The 25,187-nt window shown below is 74.0% G+C and carries 3 protein-coding genes; all 3 read right to left on the bottom strand.

Features of this window, described 5'->3' with window-relative positions; translation table 11 throughout:
• Nucleotides 1–25 precede the first annotated feature (25 nt).
• Nucleotides 26–9,643, bottom strand: coding sequence for a type I polyketide synthase (locus KV557_RS20325; protein WP_218202289.1), 9,618 nt, complete (start codon nt 9,641–9,643; stop codon nt 26–28).
• Between the two features lie 40 nt (nt 9,644–9,683).
• The gene (locus KV557_RS20320) at nt 9,684–24,050 is read right to left on the bottom strand and encodes a type I polyketide synthase (RefSeq protein WP_218202287.1); all 14,367 of its coding nucleotides are present in this window, start codon (nt 24,048–24,050) and stop codon (nt 9,684–9,686) included.
• A gap of 438 nt (nt 24,051–24,488) precedes the next feature.
• A complete protein-coding gene (locus KV557_RS20315) occupies nt 24,489–25,097 on the bottom strand; it encodes a DUF1707 domain-containing protein (RefSeq protein WP_308129986.1) in 609 nt (202 codons plus the stop codon).
• Between the last annotated feature and the right edge of the window lie 90 nt (nt 25,098–25,187).

Raw genomic sequence — 25,187 nt, 5'->3', positions numbered from 1 at the left:
GCTATCCGCACCCACGGACAACCACTTACCTGCCGAGTTCCTTGTGAATGAACTCGAATATCTCGTCGTCCGTTGCGGACCCGATCTTCTCCGCGACCGCCTGACCTTCCGTCGAAGCGCCGGCCTCCTTCCACTGGGAAAGGAGCCCCTGCAGGCGATCGTTGATCAGTTGGTACGTCTTCTCGTCCGGCATCGCCTCGGTCAGCAGCGACCCGAGCCGGTCGACCTCCTCCACCAGGGACACCGGACCGGACCCGTCCTGGAACGCCTCGTTCCAGAGGTACTCGGCCAGCGCGACCGGGGTCGGGCAGTCGAACAGCAGCGTGGCGGGCAGTTGCAGGCCGGTGGCGGTGCTCAGCCGGTTGCGCAGCTCGACCGAGGTCAGCGAGTCGAAGCCCAGGTCGCTGAAGGCCCGGGTGGCCTCGACCGCCTCGGGCGACGCGTAGTCGAGCACCGCGGCCGCCTTTGCCTGGACCAGCTTGACCAGCGTCCGGTTCTGCTCGGCCCGCGACAGGCCCGCCAGTTGCTGCGTCAGGGACGCACCCGCATCCGGGTCGGCGGCCGGGCCGGCCCCATCGCCGGCCAGCGCCGCGACGACCTCGGGCAGGCCCTCGATCAGCGGGCTGCGCCGGCGCAGCGTGAACGGCGGGGCGAACCGCGCCCAGTCCACGTCCGCGATCGTGACCGATCCCTCGCGACCGTCCAGGATCTGGGCCAGCGCCTGGACGGCGTGGTCCTCGTCCATGACCATCAGGCCGCCCCGCGCCATCCACGCGGCGGTGTCGGAGTCGGTCATGCCGCCACCGCCCCACGGTCCCCAGGCCACCGAGGTGGCGGGCAGGCCCTGCGCCGTGCGGCACTCGGCCAGGCCGTCGAGGAACGTGTTGGCCGCGGCGTAGGCGGGCTGGACGCTGCTGCCCCAGGTCGCCGAGATCGAGGAGAAGAGCACGAACGCGTCCAGGTCCATGTCCCTGGTCAGCTCGTCCAGGTGCACGGCGCCCGCCGCCTTGGCCGCCAGCACCGCGGCCGTCTCGGCCAGGTCGGTGTCCTGCACCGTGGTGGCCTGCCCGATGCCGGCGGTGTGCATCACCGTCGACAGCGCGGGGCCGGTCGTACCGATCCAGTCGAGCGCTCCGGCCAGGTCGGCCCGGTCGCTCGCGTCGCAGGCCACGACGTCCACGCGGCTGCCCCGGGCCGCCAGTTCGGCGACCGTCGCGGCGAGACCGGCGGCGGCAGGGCCGGACCGACTCGTCAGCACGAGCCGCTGAGCACCGCGACCGGCCAGCCAGCGGGCGACGTGCCCGCCGATCGCACCGGTCCCACCGGTGACCAGGACGGTCCCGCCGGGCGTCCACGCCTGGCCCGCCGTTCGGGGGTGGGGAGCCCGGGTCAGCCGCCGGGCCAGGATCCCGGCCGGACGGATCGCGACCTGGTCCTCACCGCACCCGGCCAGCACGGCGGCCAGGCGTCCCGCGGCCTGCTCGTCGACCGTCTCGGGCAGGTCGATCAACCCGCCCCAGCGGTCGGGGTGTTCCAGCGCGACGACGCGGCCCAGACCCCACATCTGCGTCTGCACCGGACCGGTCGGCCCCTTGCCCGGCCCGCCGGCGACCGCACCGGACGTGGCCACCCACAGCGGTGCGCCCACCTCGGCGGCGCCCAGCGCCTGCACCAGGGCCAGCGTCGCGGCGAGGCCCTGGGGAACCACCGGGTACTCGGGCACGGGCGTCTCGTCCAGCGCCAACAGCGACACCACACCGGCGAACCCGGCTTCCGGCAGCACCGCGCGGATCTGCTCCGCCATCCGCTCCCGGCCGGCTGCGGCCGTGGTCTCCATGACGACGAGCTCGGCACCGCGGGCGGTCAGCGCCGCCGTGCACTGCTGCGCGAGGTCGCCGTCGGCCCGTCCGGCGGGGAGCACAACCAGCCACTGCCCGGACAGCCGGGCGGGGGCGGGGTCCGCGACGGGCGCCCAGGTGACCCGGTAGCGCCAGTTCTCCGTCACCGAGCGGTCCTGCTCCCGGCGGCGCCAGGACGCCAGGGCGGGCAGCACCGCGCTGAGCTGCTTCTGGTCCTCGATCGCCAGCGTGTCGGCGATCCGGGCCAGGTCGCCGCCCTCGACGGCGGCCCAGAACTGGGCCTCGGCGGCCGTGCTCGCGCCGTCGCCACCCACCGGGGACGCCGTTGCGGCGGCCTGCAGCCAGTAGTGCTGGTGCTGGAAGGCGTAGGTCGGCAGGTCCACCGGCTCAGCGGCGGGCAGGACCGTCTGCCAGTCGACGGACAGCCCGCCGACGTAGGCCTGCGCCAGCGACGTGATCAGGCGCCCGGCACCGCCGTTGTCGCGCTCCAGGGAGCCCACGCTCACGACGTCGATGCCTGCGTCCTCGGCGGTCTCGGTGACCGAGGCGGTCAGCACCGGGTGCGGGGACACCTCGACGAAGGCCCCGTAGCCGGAGGACGTCAGGGTACGGACGGCCTCCTCGAAGCGGACCATCCGCCGCAGGTTCGCATACCAGTAGCCGGCGTCGACCTCGGTGCCGGTCAGCCACTCGCCGGTGACCGTCGACACCATCGGCACCCGGCCCGCCTGCGGCGTGATCCCGGCCAGCTCCTTCTCCAGCACGGCAGCCAGCGGCTCGACGGCGGGCGAGTGAGCGACGAAGTCGGTCTCCGGGACGCGCCAGCGCAGCACCTTCCGCGAGGCCAGCTCCCGCTCGAACTCGGACAGGGCGTCCGGCTGACCCGAGACGACAACTGCCGCAGGGCCGTTGATCGCGGCCACCGACAGACGCTCGCCCCAGCCCTCGACGATCTCGCGCACGGCCGGCGACGGCATCACGACCGACACCATCGAGCCCTGCACGTCCAGGCTCGTCAGCGCCCGGGCCCGGACGGCCACCACGCGGGCGCCGTCCTCCAGGGACAGCATCCCGGCGACGGTCGCCGCCGCGATCTCGCCCTGCGAGTGACCCACGACAGCGTCAGGGGCGACGCCCGCGGCCTCCCACACCGCAGCCAGCGAGACCATGACGGCCCACAGCACCGGCTGCACCACGTCCGCCGTGTCCAGCCCCGGAGCACCCTCGGCCCCGGCGAGAACGTCGGACAGCTTCCACGGCACGTGCGGCGCCAACGCCCGCTCGCACTCGGCCAGTCGGGCCGCGAACACCGGGCTGGACTGCGCCAGCTCCCGGCCCATCCCGACCCACTGCGAGCCCTGACCCGCGAAGACGAACGCCGTCCGGCCACCGGTACGGGCCACGCCCGACACCACCGAGGCCACCCGCGTACCGGCGGCAAGACTCTCCAGACCCGACACCAGCTCACCACGCTCGCCACCGACCACCACGGCCCGGTGTTCGAAGGCGGACCGCGTCGCCGCCAGCGACCACGCCACGTCCGCCGGCGTCAACTCCGGCCGCGCGCCCACCCACTCGCGCAGCCGACCCGCCTGAGCCGTCAGCCCCTGAGCCGAACGACCCGACACCAGCCATGCGCTGACCTCGCCGCCCTCGACCACCAGCGGAACAGCAGCCGACTCGACGTCATCACCCGGCTCGTCCAGGACAACCGCGTCCCCGACCGGGGCCTCCTCCAGGATGAGATGCGCATTGGTGCCGCTCATCCCGAACGACGACACGCCGGCCCGGCGCACCCGGTCCTCGGCCGACCACGGCATCGCCTCGGTCAGCAGCTCCACGTCACCGGCCGACCAGTCGATGTGCGGCGAGCGCTCGGCGGCGTGCAGCGTCTTCGGCAGCTGCTTGTGCTGCAGCGCCAGCACCATCTTGATCACGCCCGCCACACCGGCGGCCGCCTGGGTGTGCCCGATGTTGGACTTCACCGAGCCGAGCCACAGCGGCCGGTCCTCGGCACGTTCCTGGCCGTACGTGGCCAGCAGCGCCTGCGCCTCGATCGGGTCGCCCAGCGGGGTCCCCGTCCCGTGCGCCTCCACCACGTCGACCTCGTCGGCACGGACCCCGGCGTTCGCCAGAGCCGCCCGGATCACGCGCTGCTGCGACGGACCGTTCGGCGCCGTGAGCCCGTTGGACGCACCGTCCTGGTTGGTCGCACTGCCGCGGATCACCGCGAGCACCTTGTGCCCGTTGCGCTGCGCGTCCGACAGTCGCTCCACGACGAGCATGCCCGCGCCCTCGCCCAGGCCCATGCCGTCGGCCGCCTCCGAGAACGGCTTGCACCGTCCGTCCGGCGCCAGCCCCATCTGTCGGCTGAACTGGTCGAACAGGAGCGGGTTGGCCGCCACCATGACGCCGCCCGCCAGGGCCAGCGTGCACTCGCCCGAGCGCACCGCCTGGGCGGCCAGGTGCAGCGCCACGAGGGACGACGAGCACGCCGTGTCCACCGTCACCGCCGGCCCCTCAAGACCCAGCACGTACGACACCCGGCCGGACACCACGCTGGTCGAGATCCCCGTGACGAGGTGCCCGTCCAGCTCGCCCTGCAGGCCGGAGCTCCAGCCGTAGCCCGAGGCGGAGGCGCCCGCAAAGACGCCCGTCGCGGAACCGCGCAGCGACGCGGGGTCGAGGCCGGCCCGCTCCAGCGCCTCCCAGGCCACTTCGAGCAGCAGCCGCTGCTGCGGGTCCATCGACACGGCCTCGCGCGGGCTGATCCCGAAGAACCCCGCGTCGAAGCCGGTCGCGTCGTAGACGAAGCCGCCCGCCCGGACGGGTCCGCCCTCGGTGGCGTCGGTCCGGTCCTCGATGACCCAGCCCCGGTCCTCCGGCAGGACGGAGATGGCGTCGGTCCCGGAGGTCACCAGGTCCCACAGCTCCTCCGGGCCGGTCACGCCGCCCGGGTACCGGCACGCCATGCCGACGATCGCCAGCGGCTCGTCGCTCGCCGCCGCCACGACCGGAGCGGTCTGCGCGCCGTCGGGGACGCCCGCCAGCAGCGCCAGCAGGAACTCGGCGGCGGCCGTGGGGTTGGGGGCGTCGAACATCAGGGTGGCGGGCAACTGCAGGCCGGTGGCGGCGCTCAGGCGGTTACGCAGCTCGACCGAGGTCAGCGAGTCGAAGCCCAGGTCGCTGAAGGCGCGGGTGGCCTCGACCGCCTCGGGCGACGGGTAGTCGAGCACCGCGGCCGCCTGGGTCTGGACCAGGCTGACCAGCATCCGGTTCTGCTCGATCCGCGGCAGGCCCGCGAGCTGCTGCTTCCAGGACGCGCTCGCGTCCGTACTGCCCGCAGCGTCGCCCCCGGCCCCGTCCGGCCGGTCGCCGGCCAGGGCCTGCCGGACCTCGGGCAGGTTCTCGATCAGCGGGCTGGGCCGGCGCAGCGTGAACGGCGGGGCGAACCGCGCCCAGTCGATGTCGGCGACCGTCAGCTGCGCCTCGCCGCCGTCCAGGATCTGGGCCAGCGCCTGGACGGCCCGGTCCTTGTCCATGACGATCAGACCGCGGCGCAGGCCCTGCGCGGCGCCGTCCTCGTCGGTCATGCCGCCGCCGCCCCACGAACCCCAGGCCACCGAGGTCGCGGTCCGGCCCTGGGCCCGGCGGTACTCGGCCAGGCCGTCCAGGAAGGTGTTGGCCGCGGCGTAGGCGGGCTGAAGGCCACTGCCCCAGGTCGCGGCGATGGAGGAGAAGAGGACGAAGGCGTCCAGGTCCATGTCCCTGGTCAGCTCGTCCAGGTGCACGGCGCCCGCCGCCTTGGCGGCCAGCACGGCGGCGGTCTCCGCCAGGTCGGTCTCGTGCACCGTGGAGTGCTGCACGACGCCGGCGGTGTGCATGACGGCGGACAGCGCAGGGCCGTCCGTCGCCAGCCAGTCGAGCACTCCGGCCAGGTCGGAGCGGTCGGCCGCGTCGCAGGCCACGACGTCCACCCGGCTGCCCCGGGCCGCCAGTTCGGCGACCGTCGCGGCGAGACCGGCGGCAGCCGCCCCGGACCGGCTGGTCAGCACGAGCCGCTGAGCACCGCGGCCGGCCAGCCACCGCGCGACGTGCCCGCCGATCGCACCGGTGCCACCGGTGACCAGGACACTGCCACTGGGCGTCCACTGCTCGGAGTTGGCGCGCGGCTGGCCGGCCCTGGTGAGACGGCGGCCGAAGATCGCGGTCGGACGGATCGCGACCTGGTCCTCGCCGCAGCCGGCCAGCACCGCGCACAGCCTGGCCGCGACCTGCTCGTCGAAGTCGGCCGGAAGGTCGATCACCCCGCCCCAGCGATCGGGGTGTTCCAGGCCGACGACGCGGCCGAAGCCCCAGATCTGCGTCTGCAGCGGGTTGGTCAGCTCCTCGCCCGGCGTCGCCGCGACGGCGCCGCGGGTGAGCACCCACAGCGGCGCGTCGATCTCCGCGTCGCCCAGCGCCTGCACCACGGCCAGCGTGGCGGCGAACCCCTGGGGAACCGCCGGGTACTCGGGCACGGGCGTCTCGTCCAGGGCCAGCAGCGACACGACACCGGCCGGTGCCTCGGCGTCCTGCAGCGCCCGGCCGATGACGGCCGCGACGTCGCTCCGGTCCGCGGCACCGGCCCGCACCTCGGCGACCGTGACGTCCGCCCCACGGGCGGTCAGGGCCTGGACACAGGCCTGCGTCAGGTCGTCCTCGGCCTGGTCGGCGAGCACCAGCCAGCGGCCGGCGAGTGCGGCGGAGCCGGGGTCCGCGACCGGCGCCCAGGTGACGCGGTAGCGCCAGTCGGCGGTCGCCGACCGGTCCCGCTCACGGCGGCGCCAGGACGTCAGCGCCTCCAGCACGTCACCGAGAGAGCGCTGGTCGTCCAGCTCCAGAACCTCGGCGATGTGGGCCAGGTCGCCGCCCTCGACGGCCGCCCAGAACCGGGCCTCCGCCGCGGTGCTCGCGCCGTCGCCACCGGCAGGGGTCACGCTCGCGGCCGAGGGCTCCAGCCAGTAGCGCTGCTGCTGGAACGCGTAGGTCGGGAGCTCCACCTGCTCGGCGGCGGGCAGAACGGTCTTCCAGTCGACGGACAGCCCGCCGACGTAGGCCTGCGCGAGCGACGTGATCAGACGGGACGCGCCGGCGTTGTCGCGCTCCAGCGTGCCCACCGTCAGGACCTCGGCGATGCCCGCGTCCTCGGCGGTCTCCGTCACCGAGGCCGTCAGCACCGGGTGCGGCGACACCTCGACGAACGCACCGTAGCCGCCGCCGAGAAGGATGCGGACGGCCTCCTCGAAGCGGACCATCCGCCGCAGGTTCGCGAACCAGTAGGCAGCATCCACCTCGGTACCGGACAGCCACTCGCCGGTGACCGTGGAGATCATCGGCACCCGGCCGGTCCGAGGGGTGATCCCGGCCAGCTCCTCTGCCAGCACGGCCGCCAGCGGCTCCACAGCCGGCGAGTGCGCGACGAAGTCCGTCGCCGGGATACGCCAGCGCAGCACCTTCCGCGACGCCAGCTCCCGCTCGAACTCGGACAGCGCCTCCGGCTCACCCGAGACGACAACCGCCGCAGGGCCGTTGATCGCGGCCACCGACAGACGCTCGCCCCAGCCCTCGACGATCTCCCGCACAGCCTGGGACGGCATCACGACGGACACCATCGAGCCCTGCACGTCCAGGCTCGTCAGTGCCCGAGCACGAACCGCCACAACCCGGGCGCCGTCCTCCAGCGACAGCATCCCGGCGACCGTCGCAGCCGCGATCTCGCCCTGCGAGTGGCCGATGACCGCGTCCGGCGTCACGCCGGCGGCCTCCCACACCGCGGCCAGCGACACCATCACCGCCCACAGCACCGGCTGCACGACATCCGCCGAGTCCAGCCCCGGAGCACCCTCGGCCCCGGCCAGAACCTCGGACAGCGACCACGGCACATGCGGCGCCAACGCCCGCTCACACTCCGCGAGCCGAGCCGCGAACACCGGACTGGACAGCGCCAACTCCCGGCCCATCCCGACCCACTGCGCACCCTGCCCCGCGAACACGAACGCCGTCCGCCCACCGGAACGCGCAACACCCGACACCACGGAACCGGCGGAGACTCCGTCGGTCAGACTCTCCAGACCCGACACCAGCTCGCCACGCTCGCCACCGACCACCACAGCCCGGTGCTCGAAGGCCGACCGCGTCGCCGCCAGCGACCACGCCACATCCGTCGGCGTCAACTCCGGCCGCGCGCCCACCCACTCGCGCAGCCGACCCGCCTGAGCCGTCAGCCCCTGAGCCGACCGGCCGGACACCGCCCACGCGGCGAGCCCGTCCAGCTCCACCACCGCAGGAGCAGCGGCCTCGACCTCGGCCGGCTCGTCCAGGACCTCCGCCTCGTCGCCGTCCTCGGCCGACGCCTCCGCCGTCTCCGGGTCCCCGGTCGGGGCCTCCTCCAGGATGATGTGCACGTTGGTGCCGCTCATCCCGAACGCCGACACACCGGCCCGGCGCACCCGCTCCCCGGACGGCCACGGCACCGGGTCGGCGAGCAGCTCGACGTCACCCGCCGACCAGTCCACCTCCGGGGTCGGCTCCGCCACGTGGAGCGTCGCCGGCAGCTGCTCGTTCCGCAGCGCCAGCACCATCTTGATGATCCCGGCCATGCCCGCGGCCTGCTGGGTGTGCCCGATGTTGGACTTCACCGAGCCGAGCCACAACGGCTGCCCCTCCGGCCGGTTCTGACCGTACGTGGCGAGCAGTGCCTGCGCCTCGATCGGGTCGCCCAGCGGGGTCCCCGTCCCGTGCGCCTCCACCACGTCCACGTCGGCCGTCGACAGCCGGGCGCTGGCCAGCGCCGCCCGGATGACCCGCTGCTGCGACGGACCGTTCGGGGCGGTGAGCCCGTTCGACGCACCGTCCTGGTTGATCGCGGAACCGCGCACCACCGCGAGCACCTGGTGCCCGTTGCGCCGCGCGTCCGACAGCCGCTCCACCACCACGACACCGGCGCCCTCGGCGACGCCCATGCCGTCGGCCCCGGCCCCGAAGGTCTTGCAGCGGCCGTCGGGGGACAGCCCGAGCGACCGGCTGAAGTCGGTGAACAGCACCGGCGTGGCCGCCACGAACGCGCCCCCGACCAGCGCCATCGTGCACTCGCCGGAGCGCAGCGCCTGGGCGGCCAGGTGCAGCGAGACCAGCGACGACGAGCACGCCGTGTCGACCGTCACCGCCGGGCCCTCCAGGCCCAGCGTGTAGGACACCCGGCCGGACAGGATGCTCGTCGCGTTGCCGGTCATCACGTGGCCGTCGAGCTCGCCCTGCTTGCCCGTGATCCAGCCGTACCCGGAGGCGGACGCGCCCGCGAACACGCCCGTCGCGGAACCGCGCAGCGTCGCCGGGTCGATCCCGGCCTGCTCCAGCGCCTCCCACGACACCTCCAGCAGCAGCCGCTGCTGCGGGTCCATCGACAGGGCCTCGCGCGGGCTGATCCCGAAGAACCCCGCGTCGAACTGGGTGGCGTCGTAGACGAAGTTGCCCGCCTGCACCTCCGCGCCGGACTCGGGGTCGTCGGGGTCGCCGACGGCCCACCCCCGGTCCTGCGGCAGCCCGGCCACCGATTCCCGCCTGGCGTCCAGCAGCTCCCACAGGGCCTCGGGGCTGCGCACACCGCCGGGGAAGCGGCAGCTCATGCCGACGATGGCAATGGGCTCACCACTGGCCGCTTCCAGTTCCTGCAAACGGTGCCGGGTCTCATGGAGATTGGCGGTCACCCGCTTGAGGAAGTAGCGGAGCTTCTCTTCGCTCACTTACGTCACCTCGTCGAGGAAGTTGCGGCGGTTGGCCTTGTCAGTAAATTCCGAGTTCTTTTCCGATGAAATCGAAGACTTCGTCGTCGCTTGACGATTCGAGCTTCTCCGCAACTCCGGCCTCGGCGATCTGTGCCCGGGTCTCCTTCCACTTGGAAAGGACGACCTCGAGTCGGTTCGTGATCAGGGTGGATTCGTCGTCGCCGGCGATCGCGGCGAGCATGCCCTCCAGCTTGTCCAGCTCGGCCAGTACGGGCTGGGCCGGGCTGGTCTCCTCCGTCAGGCAGGCCCGCAGATGGTCGGCGAGCGCGGCGGAGGTGGGGTAGTCGAACAGGAGCGTGCTGGGCAGGCGCAGTCCGGTGGACCGGCCCAGCCGGTCCCGCAGTTCGACGGCGGTCAGCGAGTCGGCTCCGAGGTCGTTGAAGGCCCGGTCGGCCTCGACGGACTCGACGCTCGCGTGGCCCAGGACGGCGGCGGCCTCGGTGCGGACCAGGTCGGTCAGCAGCCGGTCCTGTTCCACCCGGGACAGGGCCGCCAGTTGCTGCGCCAGCGCGCTCCCGGCCGGCGAGTCGGCCGGACCGGTGTCGTCGCCCTTCCCGGCCAGGGCCTCGACGACCTCGGGCAGGCTCTCGATCAGCGGGCTGGGCCGGCGCAGCGTGAACGGCGGCGCGAACCGCGCCCAGTCCACGTCCACGACCGTCATCAGCCGGTCGCGGCCGTCGAGCACCTGGGCCAGGGCCCGGATCGCCTGGTCCGGATCGATCAGGCGCAGGCCGCGCCGCGTCATCGCGGCCGCGCCCTCCGCGTCGGTCATCCCGCCGCCGCCCCACGGGCCCCAGGCCACCGAGGTGGCGGCCAGGCCCCGGGCCAGGCGGTTCTCCGCCAGGGCGTCCAGGTAGGAGTTGGCTGCCGCGTAACCGGCCTGAAGGCCACTGCCCCAGGTCGCCGCGATGGAGGAGAACAGGACGAACGCGTCCAGGTCCAGGCCGGCGGTCAACCGGTCGAGGCTCGCGGCGCCCGCGGCCTTGGCCGCCAGGACCGCAGCCGTTTCCTCCACCGAGACCTCGTCCAGTGCGGTCGCCTGCGCGAGACCGGCGGCGTGCATGACCGCGGTCAGCGGCGGGCCGCCCGCACCGATCCTGGCGATCACCCCGGCCAGCGCGGCGTCCTCGGCGGCATCGCACGCGAACACGTCAACCTCGGCCCCGGCCGTCGCCAACTCGGCCGCCAGCGCGGCCGTACCGGCCGCCCCGGCCCCGGACCGGCTCGTCAGCACGAGCCGCTTGGCGCCGCGGCCGGCCAGCCAGCGCGCGACGTGGCCGCCGATCGCACCGGTCCCGCCGGTGATCAGGACGGTCCCGCGCGGCACGAACTGCTCGGCGTTGTCGCGGGGTTGCGCCGCCCTGGTCAGGCGGCGCCCGAAGATCCCGGCCGGACGGATCGCGACCTGGTCCTCGCCGCACTCGGCCAGCACCGCGCAGAGCCGCGTCGCGGCCTGCTCGTCGAACTCGGCCGGCAGGTCGATCAGGCCGCCGCCGTGGTCGGGGTGTTCAAGGGTCGCGACCCGGCCCAGCCCCCAGGTCTGCGCCTGCACCGGGCTGGTCGGGGCCTCGTCCGGCGTGGCACCGACGGCACCGCGGGTGAGCGCCCACATCGGCGCGTGGACCCCCTGGGCGATCAGGGCCTGGACCAGTGTCTGGGTCCCGGCGAGGCCGTTCGCCAGCACCGGGTGACCGGGCAGCGGCGTCTCGTCCAGGGCCAGCAGCGACACGACGCCGGAGACCCCGGCCTCGGGAAGCGTCGCGGCGATCTGCGCGGCCATCCGCTCCTGGTCGGCGGTTTCCGTGGTCGCCATCGTCACCACGTCGGCGCCCCGGGCGGTCAGCGCCTGCACGCAGGCCTGCGTCAGGTCGTCCTCGGCCTGCCCGGGCGTGACCACCAGCAGCCAGTGCCCGGTCAGCACCGCCGGAGCGGGGTCGGCCACCGGCGCCCAGCTCACCCGGTACCGCCAGTTCGTGGTCACCGAACGGTCCTGCTCACGCCGCCGCCAGGACGCCAGGGCCGGCAGGACCTCGCTCAGCTGCCGCTGGTCCTCGATGGCCAGGGTGTCGGCGAGCTGCGTCAGGTCCCCGCCGTCGACGGCGGCCCAGAACCGGGCCTCGGCGGCCGTGCTCGTCCGGTCCCCGCCGGCGTTCGGCGGGGTCTGCACACCCTCGGGCCAGTACCGCTGGTGGCGGAAGGCGTAGGTGGGCAGCTCGACCGGCGCGCCGGTCGGGAGCACCGAACTCCAGTCCACTGCAGCGCCGTTGACGAACGCCCGGGCCAGACCGCTCACCAGGCTCGCGACGCCCTGGTCGTCGCGCCGCTGCAACGGGACGAACACGGCCTCCTCGCTCCCGATACCGGCCACGATGTCCGAGCCCAGCGAGGACAGCGACCCGTCGGGTCCGACCTCGACGAACACCGACACGCCCTGCTTCGCGAGAGCCGCGACGGCGTCGGCGAAGCGCACCGCCCGGCGCGTCTGCGCCGGCCAGTACCCCGCCTCGCACTCGGTCACCAGCTCACCGGTCAGCGCACCCGCCCACATCATCTGCGGACGGCGGTACTCCAACCCGGCCGCCACAGCACCGAGTTCATCGAGCACGGGGTCCATGGCGGGCGAGTGGAAGGCATGCGACACCCGCAGCCGCCGCACCCGACGACCCCGCTCACGCCACACCTCCACCACCTTCTCCACGGCATCGGTCTCACCCGAAACCACCACCGACTCCGGCCCGTTGACCGCCGCGATCACCACACCCTCGGCAAGCGTGGAAACCACGTCCGCCTCCGGCGCATTGATCGCCGCCATGGCCCCGCCGGACGGCAGCGCCTGCATCAGGCGAGCGCGCGCCGCCACCAAGCGGCAGGCGTCCGGCAGCGACAGCACCCCGGCCACGTACGCGGCCGCGACCTCACCCACCGAGTGACCGATCACCGCATCCGGCGTCACGCCCGCAGCCTCCAGCACGGCCGCGACACCGACCTCGAAGGCGAACAACCCCGCCTGCGCATACAGCGTCTGATCCGCCAGAGCCCCGTCGACACCGTCCGCACCCAGGACCACGTCCCGGACCGACACGCCCAACTCCAGCTCCAGCAGCCCGCACACCCGGTCGAACGTCTCCGCGAACACCGGGCTGCCCTCGTAGAGGCCCCGGCCCATACCGACCCACTGCGAACCCTGACCCGCGAAGATCAGGCCGACGCGAGCACCGGCACGCGCAACACCCGACACCACCGATGCCGCCGACACACCAGCGGCCAGACTCTCCACACCACCGACCAGTTCGGCACGCTCGGTGCCCACCACCACGGCCCGGTGCTCGAAGGCCGACCTCGTGGTGGCCAGCGACCACGCCACATCCGCCGGCTCCAGCTCCGGCCGCGCGGAGACCCACTCCCGCAGCCGGTCCGCCTGCGCCGTCAGCCCCTCGGCCGACCGACCCGACACGACCCACGCACCGGCACCCGGCAGCACCGGAGCCGTCTCCTGCACCTCGATGGCCTCGACGGCCGCAGCCGCCGGCGCCTCCTCCACGATGACGTGCGCGTTGGTCCCGCTGATCCCGAACGCCGAAACACCCGCCCGGCGCGGACGCCCGTTGGCCGGCCACGGCACCGACTCCGCCAGCAGCAGTACCTCACCCGACGCCCAGTCCACGTGCTGCGACGGCTCGTCCACGTGCAGCGTCCGCGGCAACTCCTCGTGCTGCATCGCCAGCACCATCTTGATCACACCGGCCATACCGGCGGCCGCCTGCGTGTGCCCGATGTTGGACTTCACCGACCCCAGCCACAACGGCCGTTCCCCGTCCCGCTCCTGGCCGTACGTCGCCAGCAGCGCCTGCGCCTCGATCGGGTCCCCGAGCGGGGTTCCCGTCCCGTGCGCCTCGACCACGTCCACATCGGCGGCGGTCAGCTGGGCGCTCGCGAGAGCCGCCCGGATCACCCGCTGCTGCGACGGACCGTTCGGGGCGGTGAGCCCGTTGGACGCACCGTCCTGGTTGATCGCCGAGCCGCGCACCACCGCGAGGACCCGGTGCCCGTTGCGCCGGGCGTCGGAGAGCCGCTCCAGCACCACCATGCCGGCGCCTTCACCCATGCCCATGCCGTCGGCCGCGGCCGAGAACGCCTTGGACCGTCCGTCCGCCGCCAGCCCGCGCTGCCGGGCGAAGCCCACCATCTCCCACGGCGTCGCCATGACCGCGACCCCGCCGACCAGCGCCAGCGAGCACTCCCCGGACCGTACGGACCGGGCGGCCATGTGCAGCGCCACCAGCGACGACGAACACGCCGTGTCCACCGTCACCGCCGGACCCTCCAGGCCCAGCACGTACGACACCCGGCCGGAGATGATGCTCGTCGCGTTCCCGGTCACCAGGTGGCCCTCCACCTGCCCGGCGCCGTCCTGGCCGCCGAGCTGCATGCTGGCCAGCGCGTAGTTCGACGAGTACCCGCCGATGAACACGCCGGTGTGCGAGCCGCGCAGCAACGCCGGGTCGAGGCCGGTGGACTCCAGTGCCTCCCACGACAGTTCGAGCATCAGCCGCTGCTGCGGGTCCATCGCCAGCGCCTCACGCGGACTGATCCCGAAGAATCCCGCGTCGAACCGGCTCGCCTGGTGGAGGAAGCCGCCCTCGCGCGCGTAGGTGGTGCCGGCGTGCGCGGGATCGGGGTCGAACAGGGCGTCCGCGTCCCAGCCACGGTCCTGCGGGAGGCCGGAGATGCCTTCTCCGCCCGCGGCCAGCAACTTCCAGAGCTCTTCCGGGGTGTTCAGCCCGCCGGGGAACCGGCAGCTCATCGCGACGATGGCGATCGGCTCGTCATCGGGGACCACGGCGGCCGGCACGACCGGCGCCGACGCGTTGTCGGCCAGGGCGCCGAGCAGCTCCGTCCGCAGGTGGTCGGCCAGCACCGTCGGGGTGGGGTAGTCGAACATCAGCGTCGCCGGCAGGCGCAGCCCGGTCGCCGTGGAGATGCGGTTCCGCAGCTCGACCGAGGTCAGCGAGTCGAAGCCCAACTCGCTGAAGGCGCGCCCGGGTTCGACCTCGTCGGAGCTGGCGTGGTTGAGGACGGCGGCGGCCTCCTCCCGGATCGTGTCCACCAGGATCCGGTCCTGCTCCGCCCGCGACAGGCCGACCAGCCGCTGGGCGAGCTCGCCCTCGGCCTGCTGCCCGCCCCGGCTCTCGGTCCGCTGGGCCGCCTTCAGCTGCTGGGCGTCCGGCAGGTCGCGCAGGAACGGGACGTCCAGGATCTGTGCCTGGCCGGGAGCGGCCGCGAAGGCGGGCCAGTCGAGGTCCATGATCGTCAGGACGGTGTCCGGTCCGGCCAGGGCGCCGCCCAGGGCCTTGACCGCCAGCTCGGGGTCCATCAGGACCTCCCAGCGGTTGCGGCGCAGCCGCTGCCGGGCCGCCTCGCTGCCCCCGGACACGCCCTCGCCGGCCCAGGGGCCCCAGGCCACCGAGAGGGCGGTGAGGCCGCGGGAGCGCCGGTTCTCCGCCAGCGCGTCCAGGAAGGCGTTCGCCGCCGAGTAGTTGGCCTGGCCCGCGCCACCGAACGTGGACGCGGCCGAGGAGAACAGCACGAAGGCGTCGAGGTCGAGGTCCGCGGTGAGTTCGTCGAGGTGGACGGCGCCGACGGCCTTGGCCGCGAGGGCGTTGGCCAGCCGGTCGACGTCGAGCCGGTCGAGGACGCCGTCGTCGAGCACGCCGGCGGTGTGCATGACCGTGGTCAGCGGCGGGCCGCCCGCACCGATGCGGTCGACGACCCCGGCGAGATCGGCGCGGCTCGCGCTGTCGCAGGCGCTGATCTCGACGTCGGTCCCGGCGGCCGCCAGGCTCGCGGCCAGCGCCACGGCGCCCGGGGCGGCGACGCCGGACCGGCTGGCCAGGACGAGCCGCTCGGCGCCGCGGCCGGCCAGCCAGCGGGCCACGTGCCCGCCGACCGCGCCGGTCCCGCCGGTGATCAGGACGGTGCCGCGCGGCGTCCAGTCCCGGCCCGCCCTGGGCTGCGGGAGCCGGGTCAGGCGGCGGCCCAGGATCCCGGCGGGCCGGATCGCCACCTCGTCCTCGCCGCAGCCGGCGAGCACCGTGCACAGCCGGCTCGCGGCCCGGTCGTCGAGCACGGCGGGCAGGTCGATCAGGCCGCCCCAGCGGTCCGGCTGCTCCAGGAAGACGACCCGGCCGAGGCCCCAGGTCTGCGCCTGCACCGGGTTGGTCAGCAGGTCGCCCGGGCCGGTGGCGATCGCCCCGGAGGTGAGCGTCCACAGCGGCGCGGTGATCCCGGCGTCGGTCAGCGCCTGCAGCAGGGTCAGGGTGCCGACCAGACCGGCGGGCACCACGGGCCGTTCCGCGATCGGGGTCTCGTCCAGTCCCAGCAGCGACACCACGCCGGTCACGCGCGACGGCGTGTCCTCGTCGGTGTGCAGGGCCCGGGCGATGTCCGCGGCCAGCGCCTCGCGCTGCGCCGTGGCGGCCTCGACCTCGACGACCTCGACCTGGGTGCCCCGGGCGGTCAGCGCCCGGAGGCACGCCTGGATCAGGTCCGCCGTACGGCCGGCCCGGTTCGCGGGAACCGCGACCAGCCAGGTGCCGGCCGGCTTGGCCGGTGCCGGGTCGGTGACGGGCGCCCAGGTGACGCGGTAGCGCCAGTTCCCGGTGACGTCCCGGTCCCGCTCGCGGCGCCGCCAGGACGCCAGCGACGGAAGCACCTCGCCGAAGGAGCGCTCTCCGTCCACGGCGAGCGTGTCGGCGAGCTGCTGCAGGTCGCCGCCCTCGACGGCCGCCCAGAACCGGGCCTCGGCCTCCGAGGACGCGCCGTCCCCGCCGGTCGCCGTCGGCGCGGCCAGGCGGGCGGCGGCGAGCCAGTACCGCTGGTGCTGGAAGGCGTAGGTGGGCAGGTCCGTGCGCCGTCCGGCCGGCAGCACCTTCTGCCAGTCGACGAAGGTGCCGCCCACATGCACCTGGGCGAGCGCCGCCAGCAGCCGCCGCGGGCCGCTGTTCTCGCGGTCCAGCGTCCCGGTGATCACCGGGGCACCGGCCGTTCCCAGGTCCTCGATCGTCTCGGCGATCCCGGTGGTCAGCACCGGCTGCGGGGACACCTCGATGAACGTGCGGTTCCCGGCCGCGGCCAGCTCCCGGATCGACTCGTCGAAGCGGACGGTCCGGCGGACGTTGGCGAACCAGTACCCGGGGTCCAGCTCCGGGCCGCTCATCCAGCGGCACTCGACCGTGGAGAACATCGGGATCCGTCCGGCCCCCGGCCGGATGCCGGCCAGACGCTCGGTCAGGACGCCCTCCAGTTCCGCCACCCCGGCCGAGTGCGCCACGAAGTCGGTCACCGGGATCGGCCACCGCATGACCCTCCGGGCCGCCAGCTCGGCGCCGAACTCCGCCAGCGCCTCCGTCTCGCCGGAGACCACGGTGGCGGCGGGCCCGTTCACCGCCGCGACCGCGAGCCGGTCGCCCCAAGGGGCCAGCAGCTCGCGCACCGCCGCGGCGGGCATGACGACCGACAGCATCCCGCCGCCGGTGCCGAGCCCGGACAGCGCCCGGCTGCGGACCGCCACGACCCTGGCCGCGTCCTGGAGCGACAGGATCCCGGCCACCGTCGCGGCCGCGATCTCGCCCTGGGAGTGGCCGACCACGGCACCCGGCGTGACGCCCGCGGCCTCCCACACGGCGGCCAGCGACACCATCACCGCCCACAGCGCAGGCTGGACCACGTCGGCGCGCTCCAGCTCGGGCGCGCCCTCCGCACCGGCCAGTACCTCGGTGAGCGACCAGTCCACGTACGGTTCCAGGGCCTGCGCGCACTCCGCGAGCCGCGCGGCGAACACCGGCGAGGACGCCATCAACTCCCGGCCCATGCCGGCCCACTGGGCGCCCTGGCCGGGGAAGACGAAGACCGGCTCGCTCGCCTCGGCGGCCGCGGACGTTCCGGCGACCACCCCGGGAGCGCGCTCGCCGGCCGCCACCGCGGCCAGGCCGGCGGCCAGTTCCTCGCGGGCGGTCCCGGTCACCACGGCCCGGTACTCGTGCACCGAGCGGGTCGCCGCCAGCGACCACGCCACGTCCGCCGGGTCGAGCCCGGAGCGCGTCGCCACGTACTCCGCCAGCCGGGCCGCCTGCCTCCGCAGGCCGTCCGCCGTCCGCCCGGACACCACCCAGGCAGAGGCGCCGGGAGCGTCGAGGACCGCGGGGGCCTGGGGCGTTCCGGCACCCTCGTGCTCCGCGGACGCCTCGACGTCCGCCGGCTCGGGGGCCTCCTCGAGGATCACGTGGGCGTTGGTGCCGCTGACCCCGAACGAGGACACCCCGGCCCGGCGCGGACGTCCGTCCGTCTGCCACGGCCGCGACTCCGTGAGCAGCCGGACGTCGCCCGCCGACCAGTCCACGTGCGGCGAAGGCTCGTCCGCGTGCAGCGTGGCCGGCAGGTGCTTGTGCTGCAGCGACAGCACCATCTTGATGAGGCCGCTGACACCGGCCGCGCCCTGGGTGTGACCAATGTTGGACTTCACCGACCCCAGCCACAGCGGCCGTCCCTCCGGCCGGTCCTGGCCGTAGGTGGCGATCACCGCCTGCGCCTCGATCGGGTCGCCCAGCACCGTGCCGGAGCCGTGCGCCTCCACCACGTCCACGTCGGCGGTCGACAGCCCGGCGTTGGCCAGGGCCGCCCGGATCACCCGCTGCTGCGAGGGACCGTTGGGCGCCGTCAGACCGTTCGACGCACCGTCCTGGTTGATCGCCGAGCCGCGCACCACGGCCAGCACCGGGTGCCCGTTGCGCCGGGCGTCCGAGAGGCGCTCCAGCACCACCATGCCTGCGCCCTCGGCGATGCCCATGCCGTCCGCCGCGGCCGAGAACGACTTCGACCGGCCGTCGGGGGACAGCCCCCGCTGCTTGCTCACCCAGACGAACAGGTCCGGGGTGGACGCGATGAACGCGGCGCCGGCCAGCGCCAGCGAGCACTCTCCCGAACGCAGCGCCTGGGCGGCCAGGTTGACCGCCACCAGCGCCGACGAGCAGGCCGTGTCGACCGTCACCGCGGGGCCCTCCAGGCCGAAGGTGTAGGCCACCCGGCCGGAGAGCACGCTGGTCGTGGTGCCCGTCAGCAGGTGCGCCTCCAGGCCCTCCGTGGCGTCCGGCCCGGCCAGGCCGTACCCCGCGTAGCTCGCGCCCGCGAACACGCCCGTCCTGCTGCCGCGCAGCGACGACTGGACGATGCCCGCCCGCTCCAGGGCCTCCCAGGACGTCTCCAGCAGGAGCCGCTGCTGCGGGTCCATCGCCAGCGCCTCACGGGGGCTGATGCCGAAGAAGCCGGCGTCGAACTCGGCCGCGTTGTAGACGAATCCACCCTGGCGCACGTACGAGGTGCCGGCCTGGTCCGGGTCCGGGTCGTAGAGGCCGTCCAGATCCCAGCCCCGGTCCTGCGGGAACGCCCCGATCGCGTCCGTGCCCGAGGCCAGGAGCTCCCACAGCTCCTCCGGGCTCCGGACCCCGCCGGGGAAGCGGCAGCCCATGCCCACGATCACGACCGGATCGTCGTCCAGCGGCGCCGTGCTCGTCACGACGACCCCGCCGGCGCTCCCGGTCCGGGCGCCCAGCAGCTCGGACCGCAGATAGCCGGCCAGCACCGCCGGGCTCGGGTAGTCGAAGAGCAGCGTGGCGGGCAGCTTCAGGCCGGTGGCGGCGCCCAGCCGGTTGCGGAGTTCGACGGCGGTCAGGGAGTCGAAGCCGAGCTCGCTGAAGGCCCGGCTACTGCCGATGGCCTCCGGGGAGGAGTACTCCAGCACGGCGGCGGCCTCGGCCCTGACCAGGTTGACCAGGGCGCGGTCCTGCTCGGCCGCGGGCAGGTCGGCCAGTTGCTGCCGCAGGGGCGTGCCGGCGTCCAGGTCAACGGCCGGGTCGGGCCCGTCGCCGGCCAGGGCCTGGGCGACCTCGGGCAGGTTCTCGATCAGCGGGCTGCGCCGGCGCAGGGTGAACGGCGGGGCGAACCGGGCCCAGTCCACGTCGACGACCGTCGTCAGTGCCTCGCCGCCGTCCAGGATCTCGGCCAGTGTCCGGATGGCCAGGGCGGGGCTCATCAGCCGCAGCCCGCGCCGCTCCAGCTGAGCGCCGTCGTCCCCGGAGCCCATCACGCCGACGCTCCACGGGCCCCAGGCCACCGAGGTGGCGACCAGGCCCCGGGCCAGGCGGCTCTCCGCCAGTGCGTCCAGGAAGGCGTTCGCCGCCGAGAATCCGGGCTGCTGGCCGCCGCCCCAGACGGCGGCGACCGAGGAGAACAGGACGAACGCGTCGAGGTCCAGGTCCGCGGTCAGCTCGTCCAGCCAGGCCGCCGCGTCCGCCTTGACCGCGAGCACGCCGGCGAACTCCGCGAGGTCGAGCTCGTCGATCGGCCTGTTGTCGATGGCCTCCGCGAGGTGCAGGACGGACGACAGCTCGGCGCCGGTCGTCCCGATCCAGTCGAGCAGGCCGGCCAGGTCGGCACGCTGCCCGGCGTCGCACGCCACGACGTCCACGCGGGCGCCCTGCGCGGCGAGTCCGGCCGCCTGCGCGGCGATGCCGGGGGCGGCGGGACCGGAAGTGCTGCTCAGCACCAGCCGGGACGCGCCCCGGTCGGCCGACCAGCGGGCGACGTGCCCGCCGATCGCGTCGGTGCCGCCGGTGACCAGCACGCTGCCGCGCGGCTTCCAGTCCCGGCCCGCCTCGGGCCGCGGGGCGCGGGTCAGGCGGCGGCCCAGGAGTCCGGTCTGCCGGATCGCGACCTGGTCCTCGCCGCAGCCGGCCAGGACGGCGGCCAGCCGCGCGCTCACCCGCTCGTCGACCGTGTCGGGCAGGTCGATCAACCCGCCCCAGCGGTCCGGGTGTTCGAGTGCGACGACGCGGCCGAGGCCCCACACCCGGGCCTGCTCCGGGCCGGCCGGCGCCTCGCCCGGCGCGGCCGCGACGGCGCCGCGGGTGACGACCCACAGCGGCGCGGTCACGCCGGTGTCGCCGAGGGCCTGCACGAGGGCGAGCGTCGCGGCAAGGCCGCCGGGCACCGCCGGGTGGGCGGGCAGGCGCCGCTCGTCGGTCGCGAGGAGCGACAGCACGCCGGACACCGCCTCGGCGCCCTGCAGCGCCTCGCCGAGCAGCGCGGCCATGTCGGTCCGGTCGACGGTTCCGGCCGGAACCTCGACGAACACGGCCCCGGCTCCGCGGGCGGTCAGCGCCGCCGCGCACTGCTGCGCCAGGTCGCCGTCGGCCGTCCCGGCCGGGGTGACGACCAGCCAGCTCCCGGACAGCACACCCGAGGACTGCTCGGTCACCGGTGCCCAGGTCACGCGGTAGCGCCAGCCCTCGGTCACCGACCGGTCCCGCTCACGGCGTCGCCACGACGCCAGGGCGGGCAGCACCTCGGCGAGCTGCTGCTGGTCCTCGATGGCCAGCGTGTCGGCGATCCGGGCCAGGTCGCCGCTCTCGACGGCCGCCCAGAACCGGGCCTCCGCGGCCGTACCCGAGCCGTCCCCGCCCATCACGGTGGCGGTCGCGGCCGGGGACTCCAGCCAGAAGCGCTGACGCTGGAAGGCGTAGGTCGGCAGGTCCACCGGCTCGGCGGCAGGTAGGACCGTCTTCCAGTCGACGGTCAGGCCGCCGACGTAGGCCTGCGCGAGCGAGGTGATCAGACGGGACGCGCCCGCGTTGTCGCGCTCCAGCGTGCCCACCGTCAGGACGTCGGCGATGCCCGCGTCCTCGGCCGTCTCCGTCACCGACGCCGTCAGCACCGGGTGCGGCGACACCTCGACGAACGCACCGTAGCCGCCGCCGAGAAGGACACGGACGGCCTCCTCGAAGCGGACCATCCGCCGCAGGTTCGCGAACCAGTAGGCGGCGTCGACCTCGGTGCCCGACAGCCACTCGCCGGTGACCGTGGAGATCATCGGCATCCGGCCGGCCTGCGGGGTGATCCCGGCCAGCTCGCTCTCCAAAATGGCGGCCAGCGGCTCCACAGCCGGCGAGTGCGCGACGAAGTCCGTCGCCGGGATACGCCAGCGCAGCACCTTCCGCGACGCCAACTCCCGCTCGAACTCGGACAGCGCCTCCGGCTCACCCGAAACCACCACGGCGGCCGGGCCGTTGATCGCGGCCACCGACAGACGCTCGCCCCAGCCCTCGACGATCTCCCGCACAGCCTGGGACGGCATCACCACAGACACCATCGAGCCCTGCACGTCCAGGCTCGTCAGCGCCCGCGCCCGCACCGCCACAACCCGGGCGCCGTCCTCCAGAGACAGCATCCCGGCGACCGTCGCCGCCGCGATCTCACCCTGCGAGTGACCAACAACAGCGTCCGGCGTCACGCCGGCGGCCTCCCACACGGCGGCCAGCGAGACCATGACGGCCCACAGCACCGGCTGCACGACATCCGCCGAGTCCAGCCCCGGAGCACCCTCGGCCCCGGCGAGAACGTCGGACAGCGACCACGGCACATGCGGCGCCAACGCCCGCTCACACTCCGCGAGCCGGGCCGCGAACACCGGGCTGGACAGCGCCAACTCCCGGCCCATCCCGACCCACTGCGCACCCTGACCCGCGAACACGAACGCCGTCCGGCCACCCGAACGCGCAACACCCGACACCACCGAACCCGCACGCGTGCCGGCAACCAGGCTGCCCAGCCCCGACACCAGCTCCTCACGACCGCCACCGACCACGACCGCCCGGTGCTCGAACACCGACCGCGTCGCCGCCAGCGACCACGCCACATCCGCCGACGCCACCTCCGGCCGCGCCGACACCCAATCCCGCAGCCGACCCGCCTGAGCCGTCAGCACCTCCGCCGACCGGCCCGACACCAGCCACGCGCCGACACCGTCGCCCTCGACCACCGCAGGAACGGCAGGAGCCGCCTCGACCTCGGCGGCCGGGGCCTCGCTCACCGCCTCGTCAGCGCCCTCACCGGCGGGCTCACCCGCGCCCGCGGACTCGCCGTCCGCCGTCGGGGCCTCCTCCAGAATGAGGTGGACGTTGGTGCCGCTCATCCCGAACGACGACACGCCGGCCCGGCGCACACGCTCCCCGGTGGGCCACGCCACCGCCTCGCTCAGCAGCTTGACGTCGCCGGCCGCCCACTCCACGTGCGGCGTCGGCTCGTCCGCGTGCAAGGTCTGCGGCAGCTGCTCGTGCTGCAGCGCCAGCACCATCTTGATCACACCGGCCACACCGGCGGCCGCCTGGGTGTGCCCGATGTTCGACTTCACCGAGCCCAGCCACAACGGCTGCTCCTGGGAACGTTCCTGACCGTACGTCGCGAGCAGCGCCTCGGCCTCGATCGGGTCGCCGAGCGTGGTCGCCGAACCGTGCGCCTCCACCACGTCGACCTCGTCGGCGCGAACCCCGGCGTTCGCCAGCGCCGCCCGGATCACCCGCTGCTGCGACGGACCGTTCGGCGCCGTCAGACCGTTCGACGCACCGTCCTGGTTGACCGCCGAACCGCGCATCACAGCCAGGATCCTGTGTCCGTTGCGCCGGGCGTCCGACAGCCGCTCCACCACGAGGACACCGACGCCCTCGGCCCAGCCGGAGCCGTCCGCCGACGCGGCGAAGGACTTGCAGCGCCCGTCCACCGACATCCCGCGCTGCCGGGAGAAGCCCACGAAGACCGACGGGCTGGAGATCACCGTGGCGCCGCCGACCAGCGCCAGCGAGCACTCGCCGGAGCGCAGCGCCTGGGCGGCCAGGTGCAGCGAGACCAGCGACGACGAGCACGCGGTGTCGACCGTGACGGCCGGGCCCTCCAGGCCGAAGCTGAACGCCAGCCGACCCGACGTGACACTGGTCGCGATGCCGGTGAGGAGGTGCCCCTCCGAACCTCCGGTCTGCGCCGCCGGGTCCGTGCCGTAGCCCTGGCTGTACGCGCCGGCGAACACGCCGGTCTGGCTGCCGCGAAGGGAGCCGGCGTCGATGCCCGCCTGTTCGATCGCCTCCCAGGCCACCTCCAGCAGCAGGCGCTGCTGCGGGTCCATCGTGATCGCCTCGCGCGGGCTGATCCCGAAGAAGCCGGCGTCGAACTCGGGGGCGTCGTAGATGAATCCGCCGTGGCGCGCGTACGAGGTGCCCGGGTGGTCCGGGTCGGGGTCGTACAGGTTCTCCAGGTCCCAGCCGCGGTCCTGCGGGAACGGGCCGATCGCATCGGTCCCCTCGGTCAGCAGCCGCCACAGCTCCTCGGGGTTCTGCACCCCGCCGGGGAACCGGCAGCCCATGCCGACGATCGCGATCGGCTCCTGGTTCCGCTCCTCGACCTCAGCCAGTCGACGGCGGACCTGGCGCAGATTGGCCGTCACGAGCTTGAGGTAATCGCGAAGCTTGTCTTCGTTGGCCATTTGTTTCCGCCATCCCTGCTTACCGAGGATATGCCAATTCTGATCTGCACAGCCGCGGTGCGGGATTACCGCGGAAATTACGCAAAATCGGGGATTCTCAATACCTGCAAAAGGGATCGAGCCCACCAGCAACAGGAACGTATCCACCCCTGGTGGGCGGCGCAACGTGGCAGTTGAACACTTGAACCACGCGCGGGAATCGAGGAATCGGCACTCAATCCGCCGCAACGCGCAGGTACCCGGTAGCACTGAATACCATGGACGACTATTCAGGTCCAGGGTCAGGTCCAGGGTTCGGGTCCAGGGGCCGCGGACACGCGTCCCGGTTCCGTCGACAACACGTCCGTCGACTACACGTCCGTCGACAACGCAGAGGGCGGCGGCCGGCCCGTACGAGCCGACCACCGCCCTGTGCCGGACCGCGGTCCGGCCTGTACCTCAGAGTGCGCTTTCCCCGCGCATCCACTGCCCGAGCGTCCGCCGCGGGTACCTGACCACCACGTCACCGCCGCGGACCCGGCCGGTCACGGTCACCCGGAGCACGACCGGCTCGATCTCGTCGGCGCCGGGCACGCGGACCTTGACCTCGCCCACGCCCACCGTCAGGTCGTCGGTCACCACCACGATGCCCGGCCTGACCACCAGGATCAGGTTTCCGCCGATGCTCAGGTAGACGTCGAGGTCGAGGGTGTCATGGCTGATCACCGCCTGGGTGAAGTCGAGCTTGACGTCGCCCCCGTGCATCCGGATGTCCAGCCGGCGCGGGACCTCCCAGGGCCCGGACCGGTGCAGGGTGCCGAACCGCTGGTTGATCTCCACCACGTCCTTGGGTCGCCGGCCCGGCTCGGCGGGGGGAGCGGGATCGGGGGAGACCGGAAGATCGCGGGTCAGCGCGGCCAGTTCGCCGATGGTCCGGGCGTTCAGCGCCGCCGCGATGCGCTCGTCGAGCTCCTCGGCCGTGAGCCGGCCGTCCCCCGCGGCGTCGCGGAGAATCTCGACGACCTGGTCCCGGTCGGAGTGCGAAGCCCTGAGGTCCTCCGCGGACACGTCTCCGGCATTGTGACTGCTTGACGACCTGTCATCCGTCATGTCTCCAACCTGAGCTTTCTCTGGGAGAGTCACGTCGAATCGACGGTA

It is taken from the genome of Kitasatospora aureofaciens, assembly GCF_019192735.1.
GTDB classification, from domain to species: domain Bacteria; phylum Actinomycetota; class Actinomycetes; order Streptomycetales; family Streptomycetaceae; genus Kitasatospora; species Kitasatospora aureofaciens_A.
The sequence above is the reverse complement of the archived record's forward strand: the minus strand, read 5'-3'. Positions and strand labels throughout refer to the sequence as shown.

Bases quoted from the DNA above. Each gene is read 5' to 3' on its own strand.
- KV557_RS20320 (WP_218202287.1), bottom strand. From the start codon at position 24,050: ATGGCCAACGAAGACAAGCTTCGCGATTACCTCAAGCTCGTGACGGCC.